19 protein-coding genes are annotated in these 23,488 nt (G+C 60.7%); 17 read left to right on the top strand and 2 right to left on the bottom strand.

Annotation, left to right across the window (positions count from 1 at the left end; translation table 11 throughout):
• Positions 1–3 precede the first annotated feature (3 nt).
• Positions 4–225: a ferredoxin gene (locus tag CQ020_RS17150; RefSeq protein ID WP_105692953.1), complete on the bottom strand. Its 222-nt coding sequence runs from the start codon at positions 223–225 to the stop codon at positions 4–6.
• A gap of 241 nt (positions 226–466) precedes the next feature.
• Here CQ020_RS17150 and CQ020_RS17145 point away from each other — a divergent pair, with 241 nt between their 5' ends.
• The 5 genes from CQ020_RS17145 (at position 467) to CQ020_RS17125 (ending at position 5,368) form a co-directional block, all read left to right on the top strand.
• On the top strand, positions 467–1,675 hold the full coding sequence (locus CQ020_RS17145; RefSeq protein WP_181151925.1) for a cytosine permease: 1,209 nt from the start codon (positions 467–469) through the stop codon (positions 1,673–1,675).
• A 33-nt stretch (positions 1,676–1,708) separates the two neighbouring features.
• A complete protein-coding gene (locus CQ020_RS17140) occupies positions 1,709–1,912 on the top strand; it encodes a hypothetical protein (RefSeq protein ID WP_105692951.1) in 204 nt (67 codons plus the stop codon).
• Positions 1,913–2,026: 114 nt separating this feature from the next.
• Positions 2,027–2,737 carry an aspartate/glutamate racemase family protein gene (locus CQ020_RS17135; protein WP_181151924.1) on the top strand — a complete coding sequence of 237 codons (711 nt, stop codon included), beginning with the start codon at positions 2,027–2,029 and terminating at the stop codon, positions 2,735–2,737.
• 19 nt (positions 2,738–2,756) lie between these two features.
• Positions 2,757–4,133 carry an allantoinase AllB gene (gene allB, locus CQ020_RS17130; protein WP_146116621.1) on the top strand — a complete coding sequence of 459 codons (1,377 nt, stop codon included), beginning with the start codon at positions 2,757–2,759 and terminating at the stop codon, positions 4,131–4,133.
• A complete protein-coding gene (locus CQ020_RS17125; protein WP_181151923.1) occupies positions 4,130–5,368 on the top strand; it encodes a M20 family metallo-hydrolase in 1,239 nt (412 codons plus the stop codon). The genes allB and CQ020_RS17125 overlap by 4 nt, the downstream gene beginning before the upstream one ends.
• Before the next feature lie 153 nt (positions 5,369–5,521).
• Here CQ020_RS17125 and CQ020_RS17120 read toward each other — a convergent pair whose 3' ends face one another.
• The gene (locus CQ020_RS17120) at positions 5,522–6,550 is read right to left on the bottom strand and encodes a LacI family DNA-binding transcriptional regulator (RefSeq protein WP_105692947.1); all 1,029 of its coding nucleotides are present in this window, start codon (positions 6,548–6,550) and stop codon (positions 5,522–5,524) included.
• A 197-nt stretch (positions 6,551–6,747) separates the two neighbouring features.
• Between CQ020_RS17120 and CQ020_RS17115 the strand changes: the two genes are divergently transcribed.
• The 12 genes from CQ020_RS17115 (at position 6,748) to CQ020_RS17060 (ending at position 23,456) form a co-directional block, all read left to right on the top strand.
• Entirely contained in the window at positions 6,748–8,064 is a 1,317-nt protein-coding gene (locus CQ020_RS17115) for an ABC transporter substrate-binding protein (protein WP_105692946.1), read from the top strand.
• A 60-nt stretch (positions 8,065–8,124) separates the two neighbouring features.
• The gene (locus CQ020_RS17110; protein ID WP_105692945.1) at positions 8,125–9,054 is read left to right on the top strand and encodes a carbohydrate ABC transporter permease; all 930 of its coding nucleotides are present in this window, start codon (positions 8,125–8,127) and stop codon (positions 9,052–9,054) included.
• A complete protein-coding gene (locus tag CQ020_RS17105; RefSeq protein WP_105692944.1) occupies positions 9,051–9,881 on the top strand; it encodes a carbohydrate ABC transporter permease in 831 nt (276 codons plus the stop codon). The genes CQ020_RS17110 and CQ020_RS17105 overlap by 4 nt, the downstream gene beginning before the upstream one ends.
• A gap of 49 nt (positions 9,882–9,930) precedes the next feature.
• A complete protein-coding gene (locus CQ020_RS17100; protein ID WP_105692943.1) occupies positions 9,931–12,528 on the top strand; it encodes a glycoside hydrolase family 78 protein in 2,598 nt (865 codons plus the stop codon).
• Between the two features lie 137 nt (positions 12,529–12,665).
• Entirely contained in the window at positions 12,666–13,430 is a 765-nt protein-coding gene (locus CQ020_RS17095; protein WP_105692942.1) for an IclR family transcriptional regulator, read from the top strand.
• Positions 13,431–13,528: 98 nt separating this feature from the next.
• A complete protein-coding gene (locus tag CQ020_RS17090) occupies positions 13,529–14,500 on the top strand; it encodes a PDR/VanB family oxidoreductase (protein WP_105692941.1) in 972 nt (323 codons plus the stop codon).
• A gap of 29 nt (positions 14,501–14,529) precedes the next feature.
• Positions 14,530–15,756, top strand: coding sequence for a cytochrome P450 (locus CQ020_RS17085; protein WP_105692940.1), 1,227 nt, complete (start codon positions 14,530–14,532; stop codon positions 15,754–15,756).
• A 2-nt stretch (positions 15,757–15,758) separates the two neighbouring features.
• Positions 15,759–17,099: an MFS transporter gene (locus tag CQ020_RS17080; RefSeq protein ID WP_105692939.1), complete on the top strand. Its 1,341-nt coding sequence runs from the start codon at positions 15,759–15,761 to the stop codon at positions 17,097–17,099.
• A 243-nt stretch (positions 17,100–17,342) separates the two neighbouring features.
• Complete coding sequence (locus CQ020_RS17075) at positions 17,343–18,641, top strand: MFS transporter (RefSeq protein WP_105692938.1); 1,299 nt, start codon at positions 17,343–17,345, stop codon at positions 18,639–18,641.
• Between the two features lie 11 nt (positions 18,642–18,652).
• Entirely contained in the window at positions 18,653–19,327 is a 675-nt protein-coding gene (locus CQ020_RS17070) for a TetR/AcrR family transcriptional regulator (protein WP_105692937.1), read from the top strand.
• A 59-nt stretch (positions 19,328–19,386) separates the two neighbouring features.
• Positions 19,387–21,678, top strand: coding sequence for an alpha-L-rhamnosidase (locus tag CQ020_RS17065; RefSeq protein WP_105692936.1), 2,292 nt, complete (start codon positions 19,387–19,389; stop codon positions 21,676–21,678).
• Positions 21,675–23,456: a glycoside hydrolase family 3 N-terminal domain-containing protein gene (locus CQ020_RS17060; RefSeq protein WP_105692935.1), complete on the top strand. Its 1,782-nt coding sequence runs from the start codon at positions 21,675–21,677 to the stop codon at positions 23,454–23,456. The genes CQ020_RS17065 and CQ020_RS17060 overlap by 4 nt, the downstream gene beginning before the upstream one ends.
• Positions 23,457–23,488 lie beyond the last annotated feature (32 nt).

Genomic DNA, 23,488 nt, shown 5'->3' with positions numbered 1-23,488 from the left:
GACCTACGCGTTCTCTGCGGAGGATGAGGGATCGGGTTCAGCGAGCGTGATGGCCTGTGTGGGGCACTGTGCGCAGGCAGCCTGTACTTCGGCGAGCGTTGCGCCCTGCACTTCCGCGATCAGGACACGAGCAATTCCGTCGTCCTCGATGAGGAAGGCATCGGGGGCGAGCTCCTCGCAGACCCCGTGCCCTGTGCACTTGATCTGATCAACAAATACGCGCATTGGTTGTCCTTAGTTCATGGTGAAGATTGATCTACTGGTTAGGCAAGCCGTGCTGGCGCGCCAACTCATACCCGGAACACTATGGCTCCCGTCACACCCGCGTACATGTCCATGACGTATAAGGTTCCCGGCAAAGTTGTATGCCATGTACATCGCGGTGGAGTTGGCCTGCGTGGTGAAGTTGCGGGAGGCAAAGTAGCCTCTGCCTCTTTCCTTCCTCTTCGTGCAAGGAGAAATGTCAATGACGACAAGAGACCCGCAAGACCGCAGTCTCCTGAATGAATCGAACGCACCTACGCGTTACGCTCAACGTTCCGTGGGGCCGCTCTCCCTCGCTGCCATCTGGTTCGCCATGGCGATCCAAGTGGCCATATTCATTGCCGCGGGGCAACTGACGGCCAGCTTTCAGGTATGGCAGGTCATCGTGGCCATTGCCGCGGGTTGTACCATCGCCGTCGTAGTGGTGTTTTTCACTCAGAGTGCGGCCATTCGCTGGGGCATCAACTTCACCGTGGCGGCGCGGATGCCGTTTGGTATCAGGGGATCGTTGATCCCCATCGTCGTTAAAGCACTGCTCTCCTTGTTCTGGTTCGGCTTTCAGACGTGGTTGGGAGCGCTGGCCCTTGATGAAATCACCCGGATCCTCACGGGGTTCTCAAACCTGACCTTATGGGTGTTAATTTTCGGCGCTGTGCAGGTAGTGACCACCTTCTACGGCATCAGCTTCATCCGATGGATGAACATCTTTGCCGCACCAGTGTTGCTGGCCATGGGTGTGTTCATGGTCTACCTGATGCTTGATGGCGCCGGAGTGACGCTCGGGGAGGTCATGAACATGGGTGGTGAGACTCCGGGGTTACCGTTCTCCACGGCGGTCATGATCTTCGTCGGGGGATGGATTGCCGTGGTGGTAAGCATCCACGACATTGTGAAGGAATGTAAGGTCGCCCCGACTCAGTCCGGGGAAGGTCGGGCCAAGTCCGATGCCAAGTATGCGGCGGCCCAATGGTGGGGAATGGTGCCGGCGTCAGTCATTTTCGGATTTATCGGAGCCGCGTCGATGGTGTTGGTGGGGGAGTGGAACCCGGTGTTCGCCATCACCAAGGTGGTAGGCGAAGTGTCCGTTCCCATGGCCATTCTTTTCCAAGTATTCGTTCTGCTGGCAACCTGGTCCACCAACCCCGCCGCCAATCTCCTGTCTCCTGCTTACACGCTGTGCAGCACCTTCCCCCGCGCTTTCAGCTTCAAGACAGGGGTGATCGTCTCAGGCGCCGTCGGCTTGCTGATGATGCCATGGCAGTTCGCCGACACGCTTAATAGCTTCCTGAACATCCTGGCCAGTGCGCTGGGTCCACTCGCAGGCATCATGATCACCGACTACTTCCTGGTTCGCCGGGGCAGGGTCAGCCTTCAAGACCTGTATCGGACCAAGGGCATCTACACCTATTGACACGGGTTCAACTGGGTTGCGCTCGCGGTCTACGTGGTTGCCTTGGCCCTGTCCTTCCTGACACCTGACCTCATGTTCATCACCGGCCTTGTTGCCGCAGTGGCTTTGCACTTTCCCGCCATGAGTTGGGTGGCGAAGAGGTTCCCGTTGTTCTCCGAGGCGGAAAGCGCGAACGAAGACTACCTGCTGGAACAGGAGGACGGGGACTTGCCACTCACCAATAAAGCCGACAGATAACCAGCTAAGCAGTATCTCTTCCCAGAAGGAGTGGAGCGTGTTTGACGTTTCAAAAAATTACCAGTGCGTGGCCCATGGGCATGTCCCGAACATTCACCTGCAGGAGGCAACGCCGTGAGGATCCTGGTGATCAACCCCAACAGTTCTAGCGCCCTTACTGAATCGGTTGCGGAGGCAGCACAACAAGTTGTAGCGCCCGGCACCATAATTTCTGCCACCAACCCCTCCAGAGGCCCCGCCGTCATTGAAGGCAGCTATGACGAAGTACTGGCCACGTTCCATCTCCTTGAAGAGGTGGAGCGCGCTGAGCGGGAAAACCCACCTGACGCCTACGTCATCGCATGTTTCGGGGATCCTGGACTTGACGCGGTCAAGGAGCTGACTGACCGGCCAGTGGTAGGAGTTGCCGAAGCTGCAATCCACATGTCTTCGTTCGTCGCGGCCACCTTCTCCGTTGTCAGCATCCTCCCGCGGGTCAGGAAACACCTGCACGACCTGGTACGGCAAGCGGGGGCGACGAATCGCCTCGCCTCCATCAAGCTCCCAAACCTGGGAGTGATGGCTTTCCATGAGGACGAACACGCCGCACTGGAGACGCTCAAACAAGCCGCCAAGGAGGCGGTCCAGGAGGACGGCGCCGAGTCGATAGTGCTCGGATGCGCCGGCATGGTGGGGTTCGCGCGTCAACTGAGCGATGAGCTCGGCGTCCCTGTCATCGACCCCGTCGAGGCAGCTTGCCGCGTGGCCGAGAGTCTGGTCGCTCTGGGCTACCAGACCAGCAAAGCGAACTCGTATCAAAAACCGACAGAGAAGCAGTACCTCTAGCTAGAAGGAGTGGGACTTAGTGTTTGACGTAATTGTTAAGAACTGCCGTATGGTGTCCAGCGACGGAATCACCGAGGCAGACATTCTGGTGAAAGACGGCAAAGTCGCCGCAATCAGCTCGGACACAAGTGATGTTGAGGCCAGCCGAACCATTGACGCGGGTGGCAAGTTCGTGATGCCGGGCGTGGTCGATGAACATGTGCATATCATCGACATGGATCTGAAGAACCGGTATGGCCGCTTCGAACTCGATTCCGAGTCTGCGGCCGTGGGAGGCATCACCACCATCATCGAGATGCCGATAACCTTCCCGCCCACCACCACTTTGGACGCCTTCCTCGAAAAGAAGAAGCAGGCGGGGCAGCGGTTGAAAGTTGACTTCGCGCTCTATGGCGGTGGAGTGCCGGGAAACCTGCCCGAGATCCGCAAAATGCACGACGCCGGCGCAGTGGGCTTCAAGTCAATGATGGCAGCCTCAGTTCCGGGCATGTTCGACGCCGTCAGCGACGGCGAACTGTTCGAAATCTTCCAGGAGATCGCAGCCTGTGGTTCAGTCGTCGTGGTCCATGCCGAGAATGAAACGATCATTCAAGCGCTCCAGAAGCAGATCAAAGCCGCTGGTCGCAAGGACATGGCCGCCTACGAGGCATCCCAGCCAGTTTTCCAGGAGAACGAGGCCATTCAGCGTGCGTTACTACTGCAGAAAGAAGCCGGCTGTCGACTGATCGTGCTTCACGTGAGCAACCCTGACGGGGTCGAGCTGATACATCAGGCGCAATCCGAGGGCCAGGACGTCCACTGCGAGTCGGGTCCGCAGTATCTGAATATCACCACGGACGACGCCGAACGAATCGGACCGTATATGAAGGTCGCGCCGCCCGTCCGCTCAGCCGAGATGAACGTCAGATTATGGGAACAACTTAAGAACGGGCTCATCGACACCCTTGGGTCAGACCACGGCGGACATCCTGTCGAGGACAAAGAACCCGGCTGGAAGGACGTGTGGAAAGCCGGCAACGGTGCGCTGGGCCTTGAGACATCCCTGCCTATGATGCTGACCAACGGAGTGAATAAAGGCAGGCTATCCTTGGAACGCCTCGTCGAGGTGATGTGCGAGAAACCTGCGAAGCTCTTTGGCATCTATCCGCAGAAGGGCACGCTACAGCTTGGTTCCGACGCCGATCTGCTCATTCTCGATCTGGACATTGACACCAAAGTGGATGCGTCGCAGTTCCGATCCCTGCATAAGTACAGCCCGTTCGACGGGATGCCCGTCACGGGTGCACCGGTTCTGACGATGGTGCGCGGAACGGTGGTAGCAGAGAAGGGAGAAGTTCTGGTCGAGCAGGGATTCGGCCAGTTCGTCACCCGTCACGACTACGAGGCGTCGAAGTGACCCTGAAGGAAGCGCAAGCGGAGCGCATTGAGAAAGAGATCTGGGAGCTCTCCCGGTTCTCGGCGGAAGGCCCCGGTGTTACCCGGCTGACCTACACTCCAGAGCATGCCGCCGCGCGGGAAACGCTCATTGCGGCTATGAAAGCGGCCTCCTTGAGCGTTCGTGAAGACGCTCTCGGGAACATCATCGGCCGACGTGAAGGCACTGATCCGCAGCTCCCTGCGATCGCGGTCGGTTCACACTTCGATTCTGTCCGAAATGGCGGGATGTTCGATGGCACTGCAGGCGTGGTGTGCGCCCTTGAGGCTGCCCGGGTGATGCTGGAGAGCGGCTACGTGAATCGGCATCCATTTGAGTTCATCGCGATCGTGGAGGAGGAAGGGGCCCGCTTCAGCAGTGGCATGTTGGGCGGCCGGGCCATTGCAGGTTTGGTCGCCGACAGGGAACTGGACTCTTTGGTTGATGAGGATGGAGTGTCCGTTAGGCAGGCGGCTACTGCCTTCGGCTTGAAGCCGGGCGAACTGCAGGCTGCAGCCCGCTCCGCGGCGGACCTGCGTGCTTTTATCGAACTACACATTGAACAAGGACCGATCCTCGAGCAGGAGCAAATAGAGATCGGAGTTGTAACCTCCATCGTTGGCGTTCGCGCATTGCGGGTTGCTGTCAAAGGCAGAAGCGACCACGCCGGCACAACCCCCATGCACCTGCGCCAGGATGCGCTGGTACCCGCCGCTCTCATGGTGAGGGAGGTCAACCGGTTCGTCAACGAGATCGCCGATGGCACAGTGGCTACCGTTGGCCACCTCACAGTGGCCCCCGGTGGAGGCAACCAGGTCCCGGGGGAGGTGGACTTCACACTGGACCTGCGTTCTCCGCATGAGGAGTCGCTCCGCGTGCTGATCGACCGCATCTCGGTCATGGTCGGCGAGGTCGCCTCCCAGGCCGGTGTGGCTGCCGATGTGGATGAATTTTTCAATCTCAGCCCGGTGCAGCTGGCTCCTACCATGGTGGACGCCGTTCGCGAAGCGGCCTCGGCCTTGCAGTTCACACACCGGGATATCAGCAGTGGGGCGGGCCACGACTCGATGTTCATCGCCCAGGTCACGGACGTCGGAATGGTTTTCGTTCCAAGCCGTGCTGGCCGGAGCCACGTTCCCGAAGAATGGACCGATTTCGATGACCTTCGCAAAGGAACTGAGGTTGTCCTCCGGGTAATGAAGGCACTTGACCGGTAAGAGTATGCTCAGCGGCCGCTAGGAGTGAAGGGCTGTGCGTAGGAGTAACGTACAGCCCTTGCTGGTCACCATGCCAACTCGCGAAGCGAAAGATTTAAGGGGCCAGCGGTAGAACTGGTGTTGAGATACAGCGTTTATCCGCGCCCACGTGTCCTAGCGTCGTGGCGGGGCTGACGTCTTTCGCACGATGAGCCGCGGTGAGACCAAGACGTGCTCGGATTCGGTCCGGCCCTCGATCCTCGAGAGGAGCAGCTCCGCAGCTTGTCTGCCCATCTGGACGCCTGACTGGTCGACGGTGCTCAAGCCGATAGGGGGGAGGCCCGTGGCGGGAATGTTGTCATAGCCTACGATCGACATGTCGTCCGGTATGTGGATCCCGGCTTCGAACAACGCAGTGTAGGCGCCAAGCGCGGCAACATCGGCGCCGCCGTGCAGGGCGGATGGACGTTGGGCCAGAGGCCTGGCGGCGAGTGACCGGCCGGCTTCCAAGCCGCTCTCAGTTCCCCATCGCCCCGGGACGTGATCAATCCACTGTGAAAGCCCGTGCTTCTCCATGGCGAGATCGTAGCCGTGGCGGCGGACTGTTTGTGGCATGCCTGGTTCACTGTCGGGCTGTGTGTTGGCGAGCATCGAGATCCGCTCATGCCCCAGTGAAACAAGGTGGTCTACGATGAGCGCGCTGCCTGCGATGTCGTCGCTGGCGACGGTGTCAAAGTACTTCGCTGGTCCGTGGCGGCCCAGGACAACCACGGGGATGGTTCGGCCAAGCTTTTCCAGCTCATCATTCGGTCCGAATGGTGCGATCAGGACCAGGCCGTCCATGCGTCTGTCGATCATCGCCTCGATGAGTTTTTGCTGTGCGTCGAGGCCTTGTCGCGCCTGCCCAATGAGCACTTGGTACCCAAGTTCTTCTGCGACATCGCGGATGCCCTCGGCAAGGACTGAGAAGAAGGTGTTGGACAGGTCCACCAGAAACACGCCCAAGGTATAGCTGTTACCGCGCATCCCGCGGGCCAGGGCAAGGGGGCGGTAGTTGAGGAGGGCCATTGATTCCTCGACTTTGGTCCGCATGGCTGGGCTGACCCCATATGCGTTGCGCAGGACCTTGGAGACCGCGGCGCGCGAAACGCCCGCGTGCTCAGCGACGTCGCTGATGGTGGCGCGCTTCAATTGCTCCGTCATGTGGATCCCCTCTTAGTGCCTTCTCCGTAATTGTAGATTGATCTACGAAAAAGTCTTGGCAAGAGCTGTGACATGACTTATAGTAGAAAAACGTAGACCGATCTACACAAATCCATGCTGGGCTCACCGCTTCACCAAGAGCCCGTTTTGAAACGTTCCACGAACTACGTAGTCCGTGGCTTTACGAGGAGGTAAAGATGGCTGCATCGAGCAAGCAGCGCTGGGCAGCACTGGCTGGGGGAGTGACAGTCCTGGCGCTGGCTCTGACCGGTTGTAGTGGCGGCAGCAATACCGCCAATGGCGACGAAAAGACGATTACATGGTTGGTGGACAACGCTGAGAACACCGTTGCCGCAGCCGAGAAGGTCGCCGAAGAGTTCACTGCAGCCAATCCTGGCATCAAGGTTGAGGTGGAAACCCGTCCGCAGGGTGGCGACGGCGACAACATCGTCAAGACGCGGCTCTCCACCGGCGACATGGCCGATGTCTTCAACTACAACACCGGCTCGCTTCTGCAGCAGATCAATCCTGAACAGAACCTGCAGCCCATCACCAACGAGCCCTACCTGTCCAACATCACGGAGTCCTTCAAGCCCGTGGTGACGTCCGGCAGTGAAGTGTACGGCGTGCCCTTCAGTACCGGCATGGCCGGAGCGGTGCTCTACAACAAGAAGGTCTACGAAAAGCTCGGTTTGTCCGTCCCTAAAACCTGGGATGAGTTCATGGACAACAGCCGGAAGATCAAGAACGCGGGTATCGCGCCGATCATCCAGTCCTACCAGACCACCTGGACCTCCCAGCTTTTCGTCCTGGGTGACTTCGCGAACGTGGTGACCGAGGACCCCAACTTCCCGGCAGACTACACCGCCAATAAGGCCAAGTTCGCGACGAATGCTGCTGCGGTGAAGGGCTTTGAACACCTCGAAGAGGCCGGCAAAGCGGGCCTGTTCAACGAGGACTTCGCTTCCACGACGTATCAGCAGGCACAGGACATGCTGATCAACGGCGAAGGAGCGCAATACCCCATCCTGAGCTTTGCCCTGAACAACATCAAAGTGACCTACCCGGACAAGCTCAACGATCTGGGGCTCTTCCCGCTTCCCGGGGATGACGCTTCCAAGAACAAGCTAACAGTCTGGATGCCCGGCGGCACCTACATCCCCAAGTCCTCAAAAAACATGGAGGAAGCCAAAAAGCTCCAAGCATTCATCGCCAGCAAGGCAGGCTGTGACGCCCAAACCGCCGCAGTTGGCGCAGCCGGGCCGTACCTCGTCAAAGACTGCGAACTGCCCTCTGATGTACCGGATGCAGTGAAGGACATGCTCCCGTACTTCGAAGATGAAGCCAAAAACAGCCCGGCGCTGGAATTCCTGTCCCCGGTCAAGGGTCCCGCCCTTGAACAGATCACCGTCGAGGTCGGCTCGGGTATCCGCTCCGCCAAGGACGGCGCCGCCCTCTACGACGAGGACGTCAAAAAGCAGGCCAAGCAGCTGAACCTGCCTGGCTGGAACTAACCTCCGAAACCTACAAGCCGTCCGGGCTTTCCCGGTCCGGACGGCCCTTGGAGAGATCTCATGACACTCAACACCGCACCGACGGCGACGGCGGTACGTCAAGTACCGCAGGTCACCAACCCCAAGCGCCGCAAGGGTAAGTCAGCTTATCCGTACTGGTTTTACCTTCCCGCTGCGGTCATTTACACCGCACTGTTCCTGGTCCCTACGGTTGTCTCGTTCTTCTTCAGCCTGACCCGCTGGAACCTCAACGAATTCACGTTCATTGGCCTGGATAACTTTGTTCAGTTCTTCCAGGAACCCGCGCTGATCAAGGGTCTGACCAACACCTTCATCTATGGGATAGTCACCTCCGTCCTGAAGGTCGTCCTGGGGATGCTTCTGGCAGTCCTGCTGACGTCCCAGATCATCGCCCGCGGTTACCTTCGCTCGGTTATGTTCTTTCCTGTGCTGCTGAGCAGCATCGGCGTCGGCATTGTCTTCACTGCCTTGATGGATCCCCGTAACGGCATGATCAACGAGGGCCTCGCGGCCATCGGTATCCAGGGGCCCGCCTGGCTCACCGACCCGGCGTGGGCGCTGCTTTCCGTAGCTTTGGTGGATGTCTGGAAGGGCGTTGGCCTGGCCACGGTCATTTATATCGCGGGCATCGTCTCCATCCCGCAGGAGTACTTTGAAGCGGCCAAGATGGACGGGGCAAGCTCCTTCAAGAGCTTCTTCAACATCACGCTGCCGCTGGCCCGCCCGGCAACCGCAACGGTCATCATCCTCTCGCTCATTGGCGGACTCCGGTCCTTCGACCTGATCTGGGCCATGACCAAGGGCGGCCCGGGATTCACCTCGGACGTCATCGCGTCCGTCATCTATAAGCAGTACCAAGCCGGCTTCTACGGCCTGTCCACGGCCGGAAACGTGGTCCTGTTCCTCATTGTCACGGCCATCGTCCTGCCCCTGTCCATGTTCCTGAACCGCAAGGAGGTTGAACAGTGACCACCGCCCTCAAGCGCTATGGACTCGGTGTCCTGGCCATCGCCGTCAGCATCATTGTCTTCATCATTCCGCTGCTCTTCATGGTCCTCACCGCCGTGAAGGATCGGAAGGAAGCGGCCAAGCTGGACTTTGCCTGGCCCACCAACTTTCAGTTCGTGGAGAACTTCACAGCAGTCCTCTCGGCCCGGAAATTCATGCTGGTCACAGCCTTCATCAACAGCACCATCCTCACGGTGGTCAGCGTGACCATCCTGGTGATCCTTGCGGCCATGGTGGCTTGGGTACTCCAGCGCCGCAAGTCCCGGTGGAACGGCGTGGCCAACTTCCTGATCCTCTCCGGCCTGATCATCCCGCCGGCGATCGTCCCCACTATTTGGGTGTTGCAGGGCATGGGACTCTTCAAGACGCTGCCGGGCCTGATCCTCATTGAAGTGGCTTTCGGCCTCTCCTTCTGCGTCATGTTATTCCGGGCGTTCATTGCCTCGATTCCCAAGGAGCTGGATGAGGCCGCGGTGATTGATGGTTGCGGGCCCGTGAGGTTGTTCTTCCGGGTGATCTTCCCGCTCCTGCGCTCGGTCATTGTGACCGTGATCGTGGTCCAGTCAGTTCACATCTTCAACGACTTCCAGAACCCGCTCTACTTCCTCCCCGGAGACGCCAACGCTACGGTGCAGCTCACCTTGTTCAACTTCCAGAGCCAGTTCACCACCAACTACAACCTGCTCTTCATGAACATCCTGCTTATCACCGTGCCGCCGTTCATCATGTACCTGTTCTTCAACCGCCAGATTGTCGCGGGCATGACGGCCGGTGCCGTCAAGGGCTGATCCAGTCACCAACCGGCCCCACCACACCCACATCAAGGAGACTTCCGCTATGCCTGCCACCGTGCACCCGGCAACCTTCGAACATCTGCCCCCAACCTTCGGTAGCGGCACCCTGGGGATCGGCCTTCCAACCCCCCGCATTTCCTGGAAAACCAGCGCCGAACCCGGATGGGTCCAAGAGGCGTACCAAGTTTCGGTCACCACCGCTGAAGAACAATGGACCAGCGAAAGGACCGAATCAAAGGAATCGGTACTCGTACCTTGGGAGGCAGCACCGCTGGGTTCCGCCCAGCGAGCCGAGGTCAGCGTCCGCGTCTGGGGTGCGGGCGACCAGGAGCCCAGCGATTGGAGCCAGCCATCCACCGTCGAAACCGGCCTGCTTGAGCCCGGCGACTGGACAGCCACTGCCATCACCCCAGCGTGGGATGAAGATCCGGAAGCGGATCGGCGGCCGCCTCTGCTGCGTAGCGGCTTCACTGTGGACCGGCCTGTAGCGTCCGCACGGTTGTACGTCACGGCCCACGGGCTCTACGAAGTGGAGATCAATGGCGTGCGCGTAGGCGACGACGCATTGTCGCCGGGCTGGACCGTCTACGGCCAGAGGCTCCGCTACTACACCTACGACGTCACCCAGCACGTGGCCGACGGCGACAACGCCATCGGCGCGTTCCTCGCCGACGGCTGGTACAGGGGTCGTATCGGCTTTAAGGGTGGCTACGCCAACCTCTACGGCAACAACGTGGCGCTGTTGGCTCAACTGCACATCACGCACGACGACGGCTCGGTCACCGTGGTGGGCACGGACGAAAGCTGGAAGGCATCGTTTGGACCAATCCTGGTGTCCAGCCTTTACAAGGGCGAAAGCTACGATGCCCGTGAACTGCCAAAAGGCTGGAGTAGCCCGGCGTTCGATGACTCCGGCTGGGAGCCGGTCACCGGCGTCGAACGCGATCCCGGGACGTTGGTGGCGCCGGAGGGTCCGCCGGTTCGCTGCACCGAGGAGATCCGTCCGGTGAGGGTGTGGACGTCTCCTATGGGAAAGATCTTGCTGGACTTTGGCCAGAACTTGGTGGGCCGGCTCCGCATCACGGTGATTGGCGATGCCGGTTCCACTGTGACCCTCCGTCACGCGGAAGTACTGCAGGACGGTGAGCTGTACACGCGTCCGCTGCGCGGAGCCGACTCCACAGACCACTACACCCTGTCCGGGTCCGGAGAAGAACGCTGGGAGCCACGGTTCACGATTCACGGCTTCCGCTATGCCGAGATCAGTGGCTGGACGGGCGGGGATATCGCCGAAAACGTCACAGCCCGGGTGTACCACACCGACATGGAGCGTACGGGCTGGTTCGAATCCTCCAATCCGGACCTGAACCGTCTGCATGAGAACGTGCTGTGGAGCATGAAGGGGAACTTCGTGGACATCCCCACGGACTGCCCGCAACGCGACGAACGCCTCGGCTGGACCGGAGACATCCAGGTGTTCGCCCCCACGGCCAGCTTCCTGTACGACTGCTCCGGCATGCTGTCATCCTGGCTCAAGGACGTGGCGGCAGAGCAGCTCCCGGACGGCACAGTGCCCTGGTACGTGCCGGTCATTCCCGGCGGAAACTACTGGACGCCGATCCGGCCAGGTGCGGTCTGGGGAGACGTAGCGGTGCTGACCCCGTGGGCCCTCCATGAGCGATTCAATGATCCGGGGATCCTGGCCGCACAGTACGTAAGTGCCAAGGCCTGGGTGGACTTGCAGGATCGTCTGGCCGGTGAGAGCCGTCTCTGGAACGGCAGCTTCCAGCTTGGCGACTGGCTTGACCCCACGGCCCCGCCTGAAGATCCCACCAAGGCCATGACCGACAAGCACCTGGTGGCAACGGCCTACTTCGCGTGGTCCGCCCGGCACCTCGCGATGTCGGCTGCAGTTTTGGGCAAGTCCGACGACGAGTTGCGATACCTGACGTTGTCCCGCGAAGTTGCCGCGGCGTTTGCCCGCGAATACATCCACCCGGACGGCATCATGAGCAGCGATGCGCAGACGGCGTACGCGCTCGCGCTGGTGTTCGATCTCTTCCCGGATGCCGACTCCAAAGCACGGGCGGGTTTCCGTTTGGCTGAGCTGGTCCGGGCGAACGGAAACCGGATCGGCACAGGCTTTGCCGGCACTCCTGTGGTCTCTGACGCGCTCACGCTGTCGGGTGAAATCGACGCCGCTTACGATCTGCTGCTGGAAACAGAATGCCCGTCCTGGCTCTACGCCGTAGGGCAGGGCGGAACTACCATCTGGGAGCGCTGGGACTCGATGCTCCCGGACGGTTCCATCAACCCCGGCGAAATGACGTCCTTCAACCACTACGCCCTGGGAGCCGTGGCCGACTGGATGCACCGAGTGGTCGCAGGCCTTGCACCCTTGGAGCCCGGATACCGCAAGATCCTCGTCAAGCCGCAGCCAGGAGGTGGCCTCAGCTGGGCCTCAGCCCGGCATGAGACGCCGTACGGTACCGCTTCGGTGCAGTGGCGGATCGACGACGGCGGCCTCACCGTCGTTGTTGAGATTCCCACCGGGACGACGGCGCGCGTCGAGCTGCCAGGGCAGGACCCGCTGGACGTTGGGTCGGGCCGTCACGAATTCGCGGCGCAGCTGGTTTCCTAGGGATTGACATGAAGCGCCGGGCAGGGGAGTTCCCTTGCCCGGTACCAGGTCACAAGCGTTCCGGGCCAGCACGGCTAAGGAAGGTCCGATGACAGGACTCGCTCGACACGGTCCTGCAAATCACGGAGGGTAGGGCCATGCCCCGCACTCAAGGTGGAGAGTCTGTCCTCTCCCGCGCCGTCCGGATCATTGAAGCCTTCGGGCCCGGTGATACCGTGTTGACCGTCACAGAGATTTCCCGCCGTTCGGGGCTGCACATCGCCACAGCCTCACGGCTTCTAGAAGAACTTAGCGGGTTTGGGTGGCTCCAGCGCGACGAGGACCGGAAGGTTCGGATCGGCGTCCGGATGTGGGAACTGGCCTCCCGTGCCTCACCGACCTTGAGCCTCAGAGAAGCGGCGATGCCAGTCATGGAAGATCTGCACTCGATCGTCGGCCAGCATATCCAGTTGGGTGTCATGGAGGGCGACGAGGTGCTTTTCGTCGAAAGACTGACAGCGCCCGGGGCTGTCATCAACTACACCCGCGTTGCGGGTCGCTTGCCTTTGCACGCTTCGTCGTCGGGCATTCTTCTGTTGGCTTTTGCTCCGGCGGCCCAGCAGGAACGAATTATTGCCAGGCCTCTTGAGGTGTTCACCGACCAGACCATCAGCACTCCGCAGCAACTCAGGTCTGTCCTTGCCGAGGTGCGCCGGAATGGGTTCGCTTTTCTGGCGGGACACCTCCACCCGGCCGCTGCCGGTGCGGCCGTTCCGGTCAGGGATCCCTTGGGCAACGTGGTGGCGTCGTTGGCTGTCATTGTGCCGAATGACGCCAATGCGAAGTCCCGCATTGCCGTACTACAGGCTGCGTCGGCAGCTGTGACCCGTTCGATGGAGTATCCCGCACCGCCTCCGAGGTGACGCACCTCAAAAGTGTTCTCAACCATTGAGAATTCCATAGTGGCGACGGACAGCTGAAAGCGAGTCTTTACGGAGAACAACGCGAGCAAAGGAGCCGAATGTTCACCGAAGAGAATTCCGATTCATACGCCTTGCAGACGAGGTTGGTAGTCACGGCGAAGAAGCACGTTGCAGATGGAGTAGTGTCCCTGAACCTGGCTCACCCGGCAGGGCGCAGGTTGCCCGACTGGACGCCCGGATCGCACATAGACGTGATACTGCCTTCCGGCATCAACCGCCAGTACTCCCTTTGCGGAGACCGATGGGATGCCCACAACTACCGCATTGCCGTCCTCCATGAGACGGACGGCCGCGGCGGATCTGACTTCATCCATCATGGACTCACCGAGGGCATGACCCTCGCCATTGGCGGGCCCCGTAACAATTTCCGCCTCGTACCGTCCGAAAAGTACCTATTCATCGCCGGAGGCATCGGGATCACACCCCTGCTGCCCATGATCCAGCAGGCCCACATGATGGGAGCGGAGTGGAGGCTGCTCTACTTTGGACGGTCACGGCGCACTATGGCATTCCTGGAGGAGCTCGCAGCCTATGGTGATCGCGTCATGATCGTGCCCAAGGACCAAGCAGGACCCCGCACCGCATCGGACCTCATCGGACCAGCTTCGGCGGACACGAAGGTGTACGTTTGCGGTCCGCAGAGGCTTCTTGCCGCCGTCGAACGCCACTGCGCTGACTGGCCGCCCGGACTCCTGCGCCTTGAACACTTCGTCGCGAAGTCGCACGGCGCCCCCATCAGAGACGCTTCTTTCGACGTCGAACTGGCCCGCGCAGGGCTCACCGTCACCGTTCAACCGGAGGTAAGCGTCCTCGAAGCGATCCAGAGAGCCGGCGTGCGGATGTTGACCTCGTGCAGGGAAGGCACGTGCGGAACCTGCGAAGTCACAGTCCTCGACGGCGAACCGGACCACCGCGACTCCATTCTTGGCGACGCGGATCGGGCAGCGGGAAACTGCATGTTTCCTTGCGTCTCACGCTCCTGCGGTGACCGCCTCGTTCTTGACGTTTAGCCCCGGCACATCTCACGAAGGACCCACCCATGACAACCATCATCAGCGACCCAAAAACCCCCTGCACTGACGTCGACCCGTTCAGCCGGGACGTCCTGGAAAATCCACTCCCGTTCCAAACCGAACTCCGGGCTGCCGGCCCTGTGGTTTATCTCAACAAGTACGACGTCTACGCCATGGGCCGGTACGGGGAAGTGCAGGCCGCGCTGACCGACTGGCAAACATTCCAGTCCGCAGCCGGTGTGGGCCTCAGCAACTTCCGGAAGGAAATGCCATGGCGAACACCGAGCCTACTTCTCGAAGCTGATCCTCCCCACCATGACGCGCCACGTGCTCTGCTGACCAAGATTCTCGGACCCCGGGAGATCCGCAAACTGGCGGAATCCTGGACAGCCGACGCGGAAGAACTGGTGGACCAGGTCCTGTCCCGTGGCCCGGAGTTCGACGCCGTCGCGGACCTGGCCGCGGCTTTCCCGCTTCGTGTCTTTCCAGATGCTGTGGGCATACCCCAAGCCGGCCGGGAGAACCTGCTGCCGTACGGGGACCACGCGTTCAATGCCTTTGGCCCGCCCAACGAGCTCGTGGCAAAGGGTGCGCCGCGGGTGCCGGAACTGTCCGCCTCGATCGCCTCTCAATGTGCTCGAGAGGTGCTGACCACGGACGGACTCGGTGCCCAAATCTGGGCCGCCGCGGATCGTGGGGACATCACCGAGGCGCAGGCTCCGTTGATTGTCCGGTCGCTGCTCACTGCCGGCGTGGACACCACTGTTAATGGCCTGGCCGCTGTTCTTTACGCGTTTGCCACGAACCCTGGCCAATGGTCCCGGCTTCGCGAAAACTCCGCGCTGTCACGTACGGCCTTTGACGAAGCCGTCCGCTTCGAGTCACCGGTCCAGACCTTCTTCCGGACCACCACGCGGGACATCGAGGTGGGCGGGACGCTCATCCCCGAGGGCCGGAAGATTCTCATGTTCCTGGGATCAGCCAACCGGGATCCCCGACGCTGGGACAATCCGGACGCCTTCGACCTGAACCGGGATCCCTCCGGGCACGTGGGATTCGGTTTCGGGATCCACCAGTGCGTCGGCCAACACATTGCCCGGCTCGAAGCGTCCACCCTCCTCGAAGTGCTCGCTCGAAGGATCGAAACCATCGAAATCTGCGGCCCCACACGCAGGCACCACAACAACACGCTGCGGGCTTGGGAATCCTTGCCCGTGCGCGTGAAGACAAGTCCCACCTTTACAAGGAAGTAAACATGGACATTCTCAAAGACCTTCGCTCATCCCCAATGAGCAGGCTCCAAGTACGGGCCGTTGCGGTGGCTATCGCCCTGATGCTCATTGACGGTATGGATGTGGCGGTGGCCGCCTATGCCGCGCCCGCACTGTCCAAAGCGTGGAGCCTGGACCCCGTCACGCTGGGTTACCTCCTCAGCTCCGGTCTCGTAGGCATGGCAGCTGGCTCACTGATTCTCACGCCATTTTCAGACAAGATCGGCCGACGCCGAATGATGCTGGTGGCACTGATCCTCGTGAGCACGGGCATGATCCTCTCAGTCCTTGCCGGCGACGTCATCCAGCTCATGGCCTACCGGGTGCTGGCCGGCCTGGGCATTGGCGGCATGATCGCCAACTTGAACGTGTTCGTCTCGGAGTACTCGTCGGATAAACGCCGCGGGAGCATTTTCGGGTTGTTCACCTCAGGGTTCGCCATCGGCGCGACTCTCGGCGGCTTCATTGCCGGGCCGCTGATTCCACACTTTGGCTGGCGCTCTGTGTTCGCCGTCGGGGCTGCGGCCAGCATCATCATGCTTGCGGTGACCTGGCGATTCCTCCCCGAATCGCTGGAGTACTTAGTCAGCAAGCGTCCGCCCAACGCCCTGGCCCGTATAAATGCCCTTCTCCTGCAAATGCGGAGGCCGGCCCTGGCCGAACTCCCTGACCTATCTCAGGGGCAGCAAGTGCAGCGCGGAATCAGGGACCTGCTCGCCGGACGAATGGCCATCCAATCACTCCTGCTGTGGACTGGCTACGGCTTGATGATCGCCGCTTACTACTTCGCAAGTACGTGGACACCCAAGCTCATTGCCACATCATCGGGCGACGACAGCCTGGGCGTGACCATGGGGCTTGTGGTCAACTTCGGTGGCATCATCGGCTGCTTCATCTTCAGCATCCTGGCCGTTTTCCTGCGCAGCCGGCACTTGCTGCTGGGATCCCTACTGGTCTCTGCCCTGATCTACGCACTTTTTGGGACGACGTTCAACCAAACATCACTGGCCATCGTGATCGGCGCAGTTCTCGGTGTGGTCACTTCTGCCAACGTTGCGGGGTTCTACGCCACCACACCCACCCTGTTCCCGGCCGCCCTGCGCGGAACGGGCATCGGTTGGATGGTGGGCATCGGACGCCTCGTCTCGATCGTTTCGCCCATTCTTGTGGGCTATCTGCTGGCCGGTGGCTGGAAGGCAGAGAACGTCTTCATTCTCTTCAGCATTCCGTTGGTGGTATCGGCCTTGTCGATGGCGGCGATCTGGTCGCTGGCCTCCCGGAGGCCGGTAGGGGAGCGGGATAGCGAGACGGTGAGTGTGGGCTAAAAGCAGCCCGAAACGAGTTCGACGTCGGCACTTTCTTGAGTGCCGACGTCGAGCGCTGCGGGATGGAGGTCACACCTGGGGCCAACAATGTCGCAAAGAAAACCATTCAATATCTATGGGCGACAGTTAAATACCCTCTTGTGGGTAGGTTTTTAACTTGCTAGGCTTCTTTGAAAGCAGAATCGAAACGATTCAATCCGTAGTCTTCTGCTCCACAAATGCCGTGATTCAAAGGAGAGTCCCATGAATACCCTTGACCAACGAGTCGCCACCCGGCATGGGTGGCGGGTTGCCTTCGCGTCCGGTCTGGCCTCCTACGTTGACGCCGGAGCTATCGCGGGAACAGGTACAGCCTTGGTGATCCTCCAAGAACCGCTCGGCCTTACGCCCGGTCAAATCGGGCAGCTGTCAGCGCTCCTGACAGTCATGATCGCAGGCGGCGCGCTGATAGGTGGGCGTCTGGGTGACAGGTTGGGTCGTCGTCGTGTTTTCCTCGCCACGTTGAGCATTTTCATCGTGGCCGCGCTGGCCCTCATGCTCTTCCCGAGCGTAGCCGTCCTCTATGTCGGTTTGGCCGTGCTCGGGTTCGCGGCCGGTGCGGATCTCCCTGTTTCGATGGCCATGATTGCCGAATCGGCGCCGGAGGATAAGCGCGGAAAGATGGTGACGTTCACCCATGTGCTCTGGATGGCGGGCATTCTGGGCGTCATTATCATCAGCATCTTCTTCGGTAACGCAGGTATGTTGGGTGCGCAGATTATTTACGGCCACTTGGCCGTTGTCGCATTGCTTGCAGTCGCGCTGCGCTGGGGTATCAAGGAATCGCGTTTGTGGACCGAAACGCGCAGCTCCGCGGTACGCGACGACGCCGTCGATGGCGAGCGCGTGGATTTGAGTTCTTTGCGTGCCCTTTTTGCGCCCAAGCTTCTCGCGCCACTCGTAGCAACCGGCCTCTTCTATGCCCTGGTCAACATCGCGGCCAACACCAACGGACAATTCTCCACGTACCTCTTCGTAAACGTAGCCGGCACGGATGTTGCCACGGCCTCGATGTTGGGCCTTGGCATCCTCCTGCTCAGCGTGGCAGGCCTGTTCGTCATGATGAAAATCGTGGATACCTCAAAGCGTCACCGCTCGTTCGTCATCGCGGCCATCCTCGCCCTTGCGGGGTTGGCAGTGCCGCTGGTCTTCGGCATCACCGCCGTGACACTTGTGGTCATGGGAGTCCTGGGTGCCCTTGGCGGTGCGATCGCCGGTGAACCCATGTACAAGATCTGGTCGCAGGAGCTCTTTCCCACCAGCCACCGAAGCACAGCTCAAGGCATCACCATCGCCTTCGCCCGCCTCGTTGCTGCAGGCGCCGCCTTGGTGACCCCGCTGATCATCTCCGCAGGCCCTGCGCTGCTCTTTGTCTTCCTGATCATCACCTCCGGCGCGGCGTATCTGATCGGCATCTTCTGGATCTTCCGGATGCGCACCTTCCTTAAGGGTGACGACGGCGTGACGGTCACCCAGGACGCACGGCAGAACGTGGCAGGCTAGGCGGCTAAGTTATGACGATGCAAACCGAGGTAAGCCAGAAGTCCACAGAGCGCCCCAAGCGCGTTCGCCGGACTGGTCCGTACAAGGCAGCGGATGCGCGGCGCCAGGCCATCCTTGAATCGGCTATAGAGCACTTTGCCCAGTGGGGTTACTTCAACTCTTCCATGCCAAAGATCGCTGCCGATGTGGGGCTGACCAAGGCCGGTCTCATGCACCATTTCAGCAGCAAGGAAGAACTCCTCTCAGCAGTTCTTGAACTGCGTGACCAGCGGGCATTCAGCGCCTTCTACGCGGAAGACTTCGGCAATGATCCGGTCAGGTACTTCGGACAAGTGGCTGCCCAAACGGCATTCAACGAAAGCCAGCCAGGACTGACTCAAATGTTCAGCGTGCTGGCAGCTGAATCGTCCAACGAAGAACATCCCGCCCACGAGTACTTCCAGCGGAGATACAAAAGCATCGTCGACGCAAGTTCCGGTTTTATGGCGCCGATGATCACTGCTGGAACCCTTCGAGAAGGCACGGATGTGCGTCAGATCGCCGCTGAAATCCTGGCAGTCGTGGATGGATTCACCATCCAGTGGGCCCTGGATAAAACGAACACGTCGTTGCACAGCACTGTCTTCAACTACCTTGACCGGCTTTCGCGGTCAGTCACCACTGACGGCCGCGGGCTCGGGGACTGACGTCGTCGCCCGCCGGTCCTGCCGGCCACCTACTCCTCACTCATTAGAGAAAGAAGCTCATGACAGCACTACTCCCGTGGTCCGCGACGATGATTGCGCCCAACGAGGACTTCAATGGAGCGCCGCTGCTGCGGAAGGAATTCGCCTTGGCAGGCGGCCACGGCATACCGGTCAAGGCGATCCTTCGCGCCACGTCCTTCGGCGTTTTCGAGGCCTCCATCAATGGCCGTCCGGTCAGCGAAGATGTCTTGAGCCCGGGCTGGAGCTCCTACGAGTGGCGGCTTCGCTACCGCAGCTACGACGTCACCCACTTGCTGGAGCCCGTCAATGTCATCGGCGCCGCCCTTGGCAACGGCTGGTACCGGGGCAACTTGTCCTGGAACGGCAACTCAGCATTTTACGGATCTGAATTGGGCTTCTTCGGCCAGCTGGACATCGAGTACGCCGATGGCTTCATCCAGACCGTTAGCAGTGATACGTCCTGGCAGTCCGGCCCCTCAGCCACCCTTGCCAACGACCTTTACAACGGGCAGACCATTGACGCCAGGCTCACCGCGGACACCTGGACCAAGCACGGTTTTGACACGAAGTCCTGGGGTGGGGTCCATGCTCTGGAGTTTGACACTGCGCGCCTGACTGAGCCGATCAGCCCGCCTGTGGTTCGGACCGAAGCCCTCAAGCCCGTGGATATTTTCACGTCCCCCAGCGGGAAGACACTCGTGGACTTTGGGCAGAACCTGGTTGGATGGCTCCGGTTTACGGTGCATGGCAAACGCGGTGAGACCGTCACTGTGCGGCATGCCGAAGTGCTCGAGGACGGTGAACTTGGTGTCCGTCCACTGCGTACGGCCCAAGCCACGGACAGCATCATTCTTTCCGGTGGGCAGGACTTTTTTGAGCCAACGTTCACCTTCCACGGCTTCCGTTACGCCGAGGTGAGCGGCTGGCCGGGTGAGCTGACAGCGGATTCTCTGGAGGCCGTCGTCGTACATTCCGCGCTTGAGCGGACCGGCACGTTCGAGTGCTCCAATCCACTGGTGAACCAGCTGCACCGGAATATCGTTTGGGGCTTGAAGGGCAACTTCCTGGACCTGCCCACGGATTGCCCGCAACGCAACGAGCGGCTTGGCTGGACTGGTGACATCGCGGTGTTCGCGCCCACCGCTGCTTACCTTTACGACGTCAAGGACTTCCTGCAGGACTGGCTCCTGGACCTTGCGGCCGAGCAGAAAGCCGCCGACGGGATGGTCCCGTTTACCGTGCCGGACATCCTCAAGTACGAGGAACACCCCAAGGAATTCCCGGCACCCGAATCCACGGCCCTATGGAGTGAAGCCGCCGTTTGGGTTCCCTGGGCGCTGTGGGAAGCCTACGGAGATAAGGACGTGCTCAGCCGCCAATACGAGTCAATTACTGCCCACACCCGACGGGTTGAGGGTTTGCTCTCCGAGACCGGCCTGTGGGACCAAGGTTTCCAGTTCGGCGACTGGCTGGATCCCGACGCCGCACCGGATCAGCCGTGGAACTCCAAAGCGGATAAAGGTGTGGTCGCCACCGCCTGCCTCTACCGCACTGCCCGGATCACGTCGGAAACAGCGTCGATCCTGGGGCGCACTGAGGACGCGAAGCACTTCAGTGCGCTCGCGGACCGGGTTCGTTCCGCCTTCAACACTCACTACGTTGGTTCGGACGGTACCATCCTCAGCGACTGCACCACCGTCTACGCGCTGGCCATCGCCTTTGACGTGCTCGACGGCGGTGATGAACGAACGTTTGCGGGGAACCGCCTCGCTGAACTCGTCTCGCGCAACGGATACCGGGTGTCCACCGGTTTCGCCGGGACTCCCTTCATCACGTGGGCGCTCTCCGAATCGGGACACCTTGAGGATGCGTATCGCCTCCTGCTGGAGGAGCAATGCCCTTCCTGGCTCTACCCGGTAACCATGGGGGCGACCACTGTCTGGGAACGTTGGGACTCAATGCTGCCGGACGGATCAATCAATCAAGGCGAAATGACCAGCTTCAATCACTATGCGCTGGGCGCCGTTGTGGATTGGCTGCACAAAGTGGTGGGCGGCATCAGGCCACTTGAGCCCGGCTATGCCAAGGTTCTCTATGCACCCAAGCCCGGGCACGGAATCGACTGGGCCAAGACCAGCTTGGTGACGCCGCACGGAACCGTGGCCGGCGAGTGGCATCTCCAAGACGGGGGAGACTACGAGTTCAGCGTTACGGTACCCGATGGCGTAGCTGCCGAAATTGACGTGCCGTCAATGCCTCGGCAGGAAGTAGGCTCAGGCACGCATACGTTCCGTACCTCCGGGCTCACCCTGGCAGGAGAAGGCAAATGAGCGACACAGGCACGCAAGCCGCCTACTTGGACACAGCCCTCCCGGTGAACCAGCGGGTGGAAGACCTCCTCGGACGCATGACCTTGGAAGAAAAAGCCGGGCAGTTGTTCCACGCCATCACTTTCGGTGGGGCGGACGTAGACTCCGGAACCCAAGGTTTGATTGCCGAGGGCTTCATGAGCCACTTCAGCGTCCACCAACTGCCGGATGCGAGGACGGCGGCCCGCTGGCATAACGCCATTCAGGAGCTGGCATCCCGGACGAGACTGGGTATTCCCATCACAGTCTCGACGGATCCCCGGCATGCCTTCGCTGAGAACCAGGGCGCGTCCTTCGCGGCCGGCTTTTTCTCCGCATGGCCTGAGCCCATTGGTATGGCCGCACTCCGGGATCCCGAAACGGTTCGGCGCTTCGCTGACACTGCACGCCAGGAGTACCTCGCCGTTGGACTGCGCGCAGCCCTGCACCCCACCGTGGACCTCGCCACCGAACCGCGGTGGGCACGGCAGTACAGCGGCTTCGGCCAGGATCCCGAGCTCACAGGACAGCTGGCCGCGGCCTACCTTGAAGGTTTTCAAGGTCATGCCATAAGCGACCAGAGCGTCGCGTGCATGACCAAGCATTTCCCAGGCGGTGGACCCCAGAAGGACGGGGAAGACCCCCACTTCCCTTACGGACGCGAACAGGTCTACCCGGGCGGCAAATTCGAGGACCACCTCTTGCCCTTCCGCGACGCCATCAGCGCCGGAACCAGCGCCATCATGCCGTACTACGGAATGCCCGTGGGACTCGAGCGAAACGGGGAGGCCATCGAGGAAGTGGGATTCGGGTTCAACCGCCAAATCATCACCGGACTGCTGCGCAGGGAGCTCGGCTACGACGGTGTGGTGTGCACGGACTGGGGGCTCCTGCACGACTCGGAAGTGTTCGGCATGAATCTGCCCGCCAGGGCCTGGGGTGTGGAGCACCTTTCCATTGAAGACCGCATGGTCAAGGTCATTGAAGCCGGCTGCGACCAGTTTGGGGGAGAGGCCTGCCCCGAGATCCTGGTGGCCCTGGTGAATGCAGGCCGAATCCCAACCGAGCGCATCGACGAATCAGTACGGCGGTTGTTGAAGGTCAAATTTGAGCTTGGACTCTTCGAGAACCGCTATGTGGACGAGGAAGCAGCGGTGGCCATTGTAGGCAACCCTGAATTCCGGGAGGAGGGCCTCAAAGCACAAAGCCGCTCCGTGGTGGCCCTCAAAAGTGCATCGGGTATCCTGCCTCTGAGCTCCTCGACGCGGGTCTATGTGGAAGGTATATCCTCTGGATCCCTCGCTGATTCTGCTCTCATTGCACCTACTCCGGACGGTGCCGACGTCGCGATTGTCCGTCTCGATGCCCCTTACGAGCCACGCAATGCTCTGTTCCTTGAGGCGATGTTCCACGCCGGGAGCCTTGAGTTCGATGCCGCCACCGTTGCGCATATTGAAGAACTCGCCTCGAAAGCACCCGTGGTCCTTGTGATCAACCTCGACCGTCCGGCGATACTCACGCCGCTGGAACCACACTGTGCGGCTCTCTTGGCCACGTTCGGAGTCTCCGACGAAGCTCTGGTGCGGGTGCTGACTGGCGAGGTAAACCCCGAAGGCCGCCTTCCCTTTGAATTGCCTCGATCTACTCAAGCCGTCCTGGAGGCCCACAGCGATGAACCAGCCGGCACTCGAGATCCTCTGTACACGTACGGGCACGGACTGGCGGGAGTGGCTGTTCCCGCATGTGAGACAGACGCTTGATCTTCAGCAACCGCATCGGGTTCAGGGCAATT

The sequence above is a fragment of the Arthrobacter sp. MYb23 genome (assembly GCF_002979775.1).
GTDB lineage: Bacteria > Actinomycetota > Actinomycetes > Actinomycetales > Micrococcaceae > Arthrobacter.
Note: the sequence above shows the minus strand (reverse complement) of the source record. Positions and strands in the feature narration are given on the sequence as shown.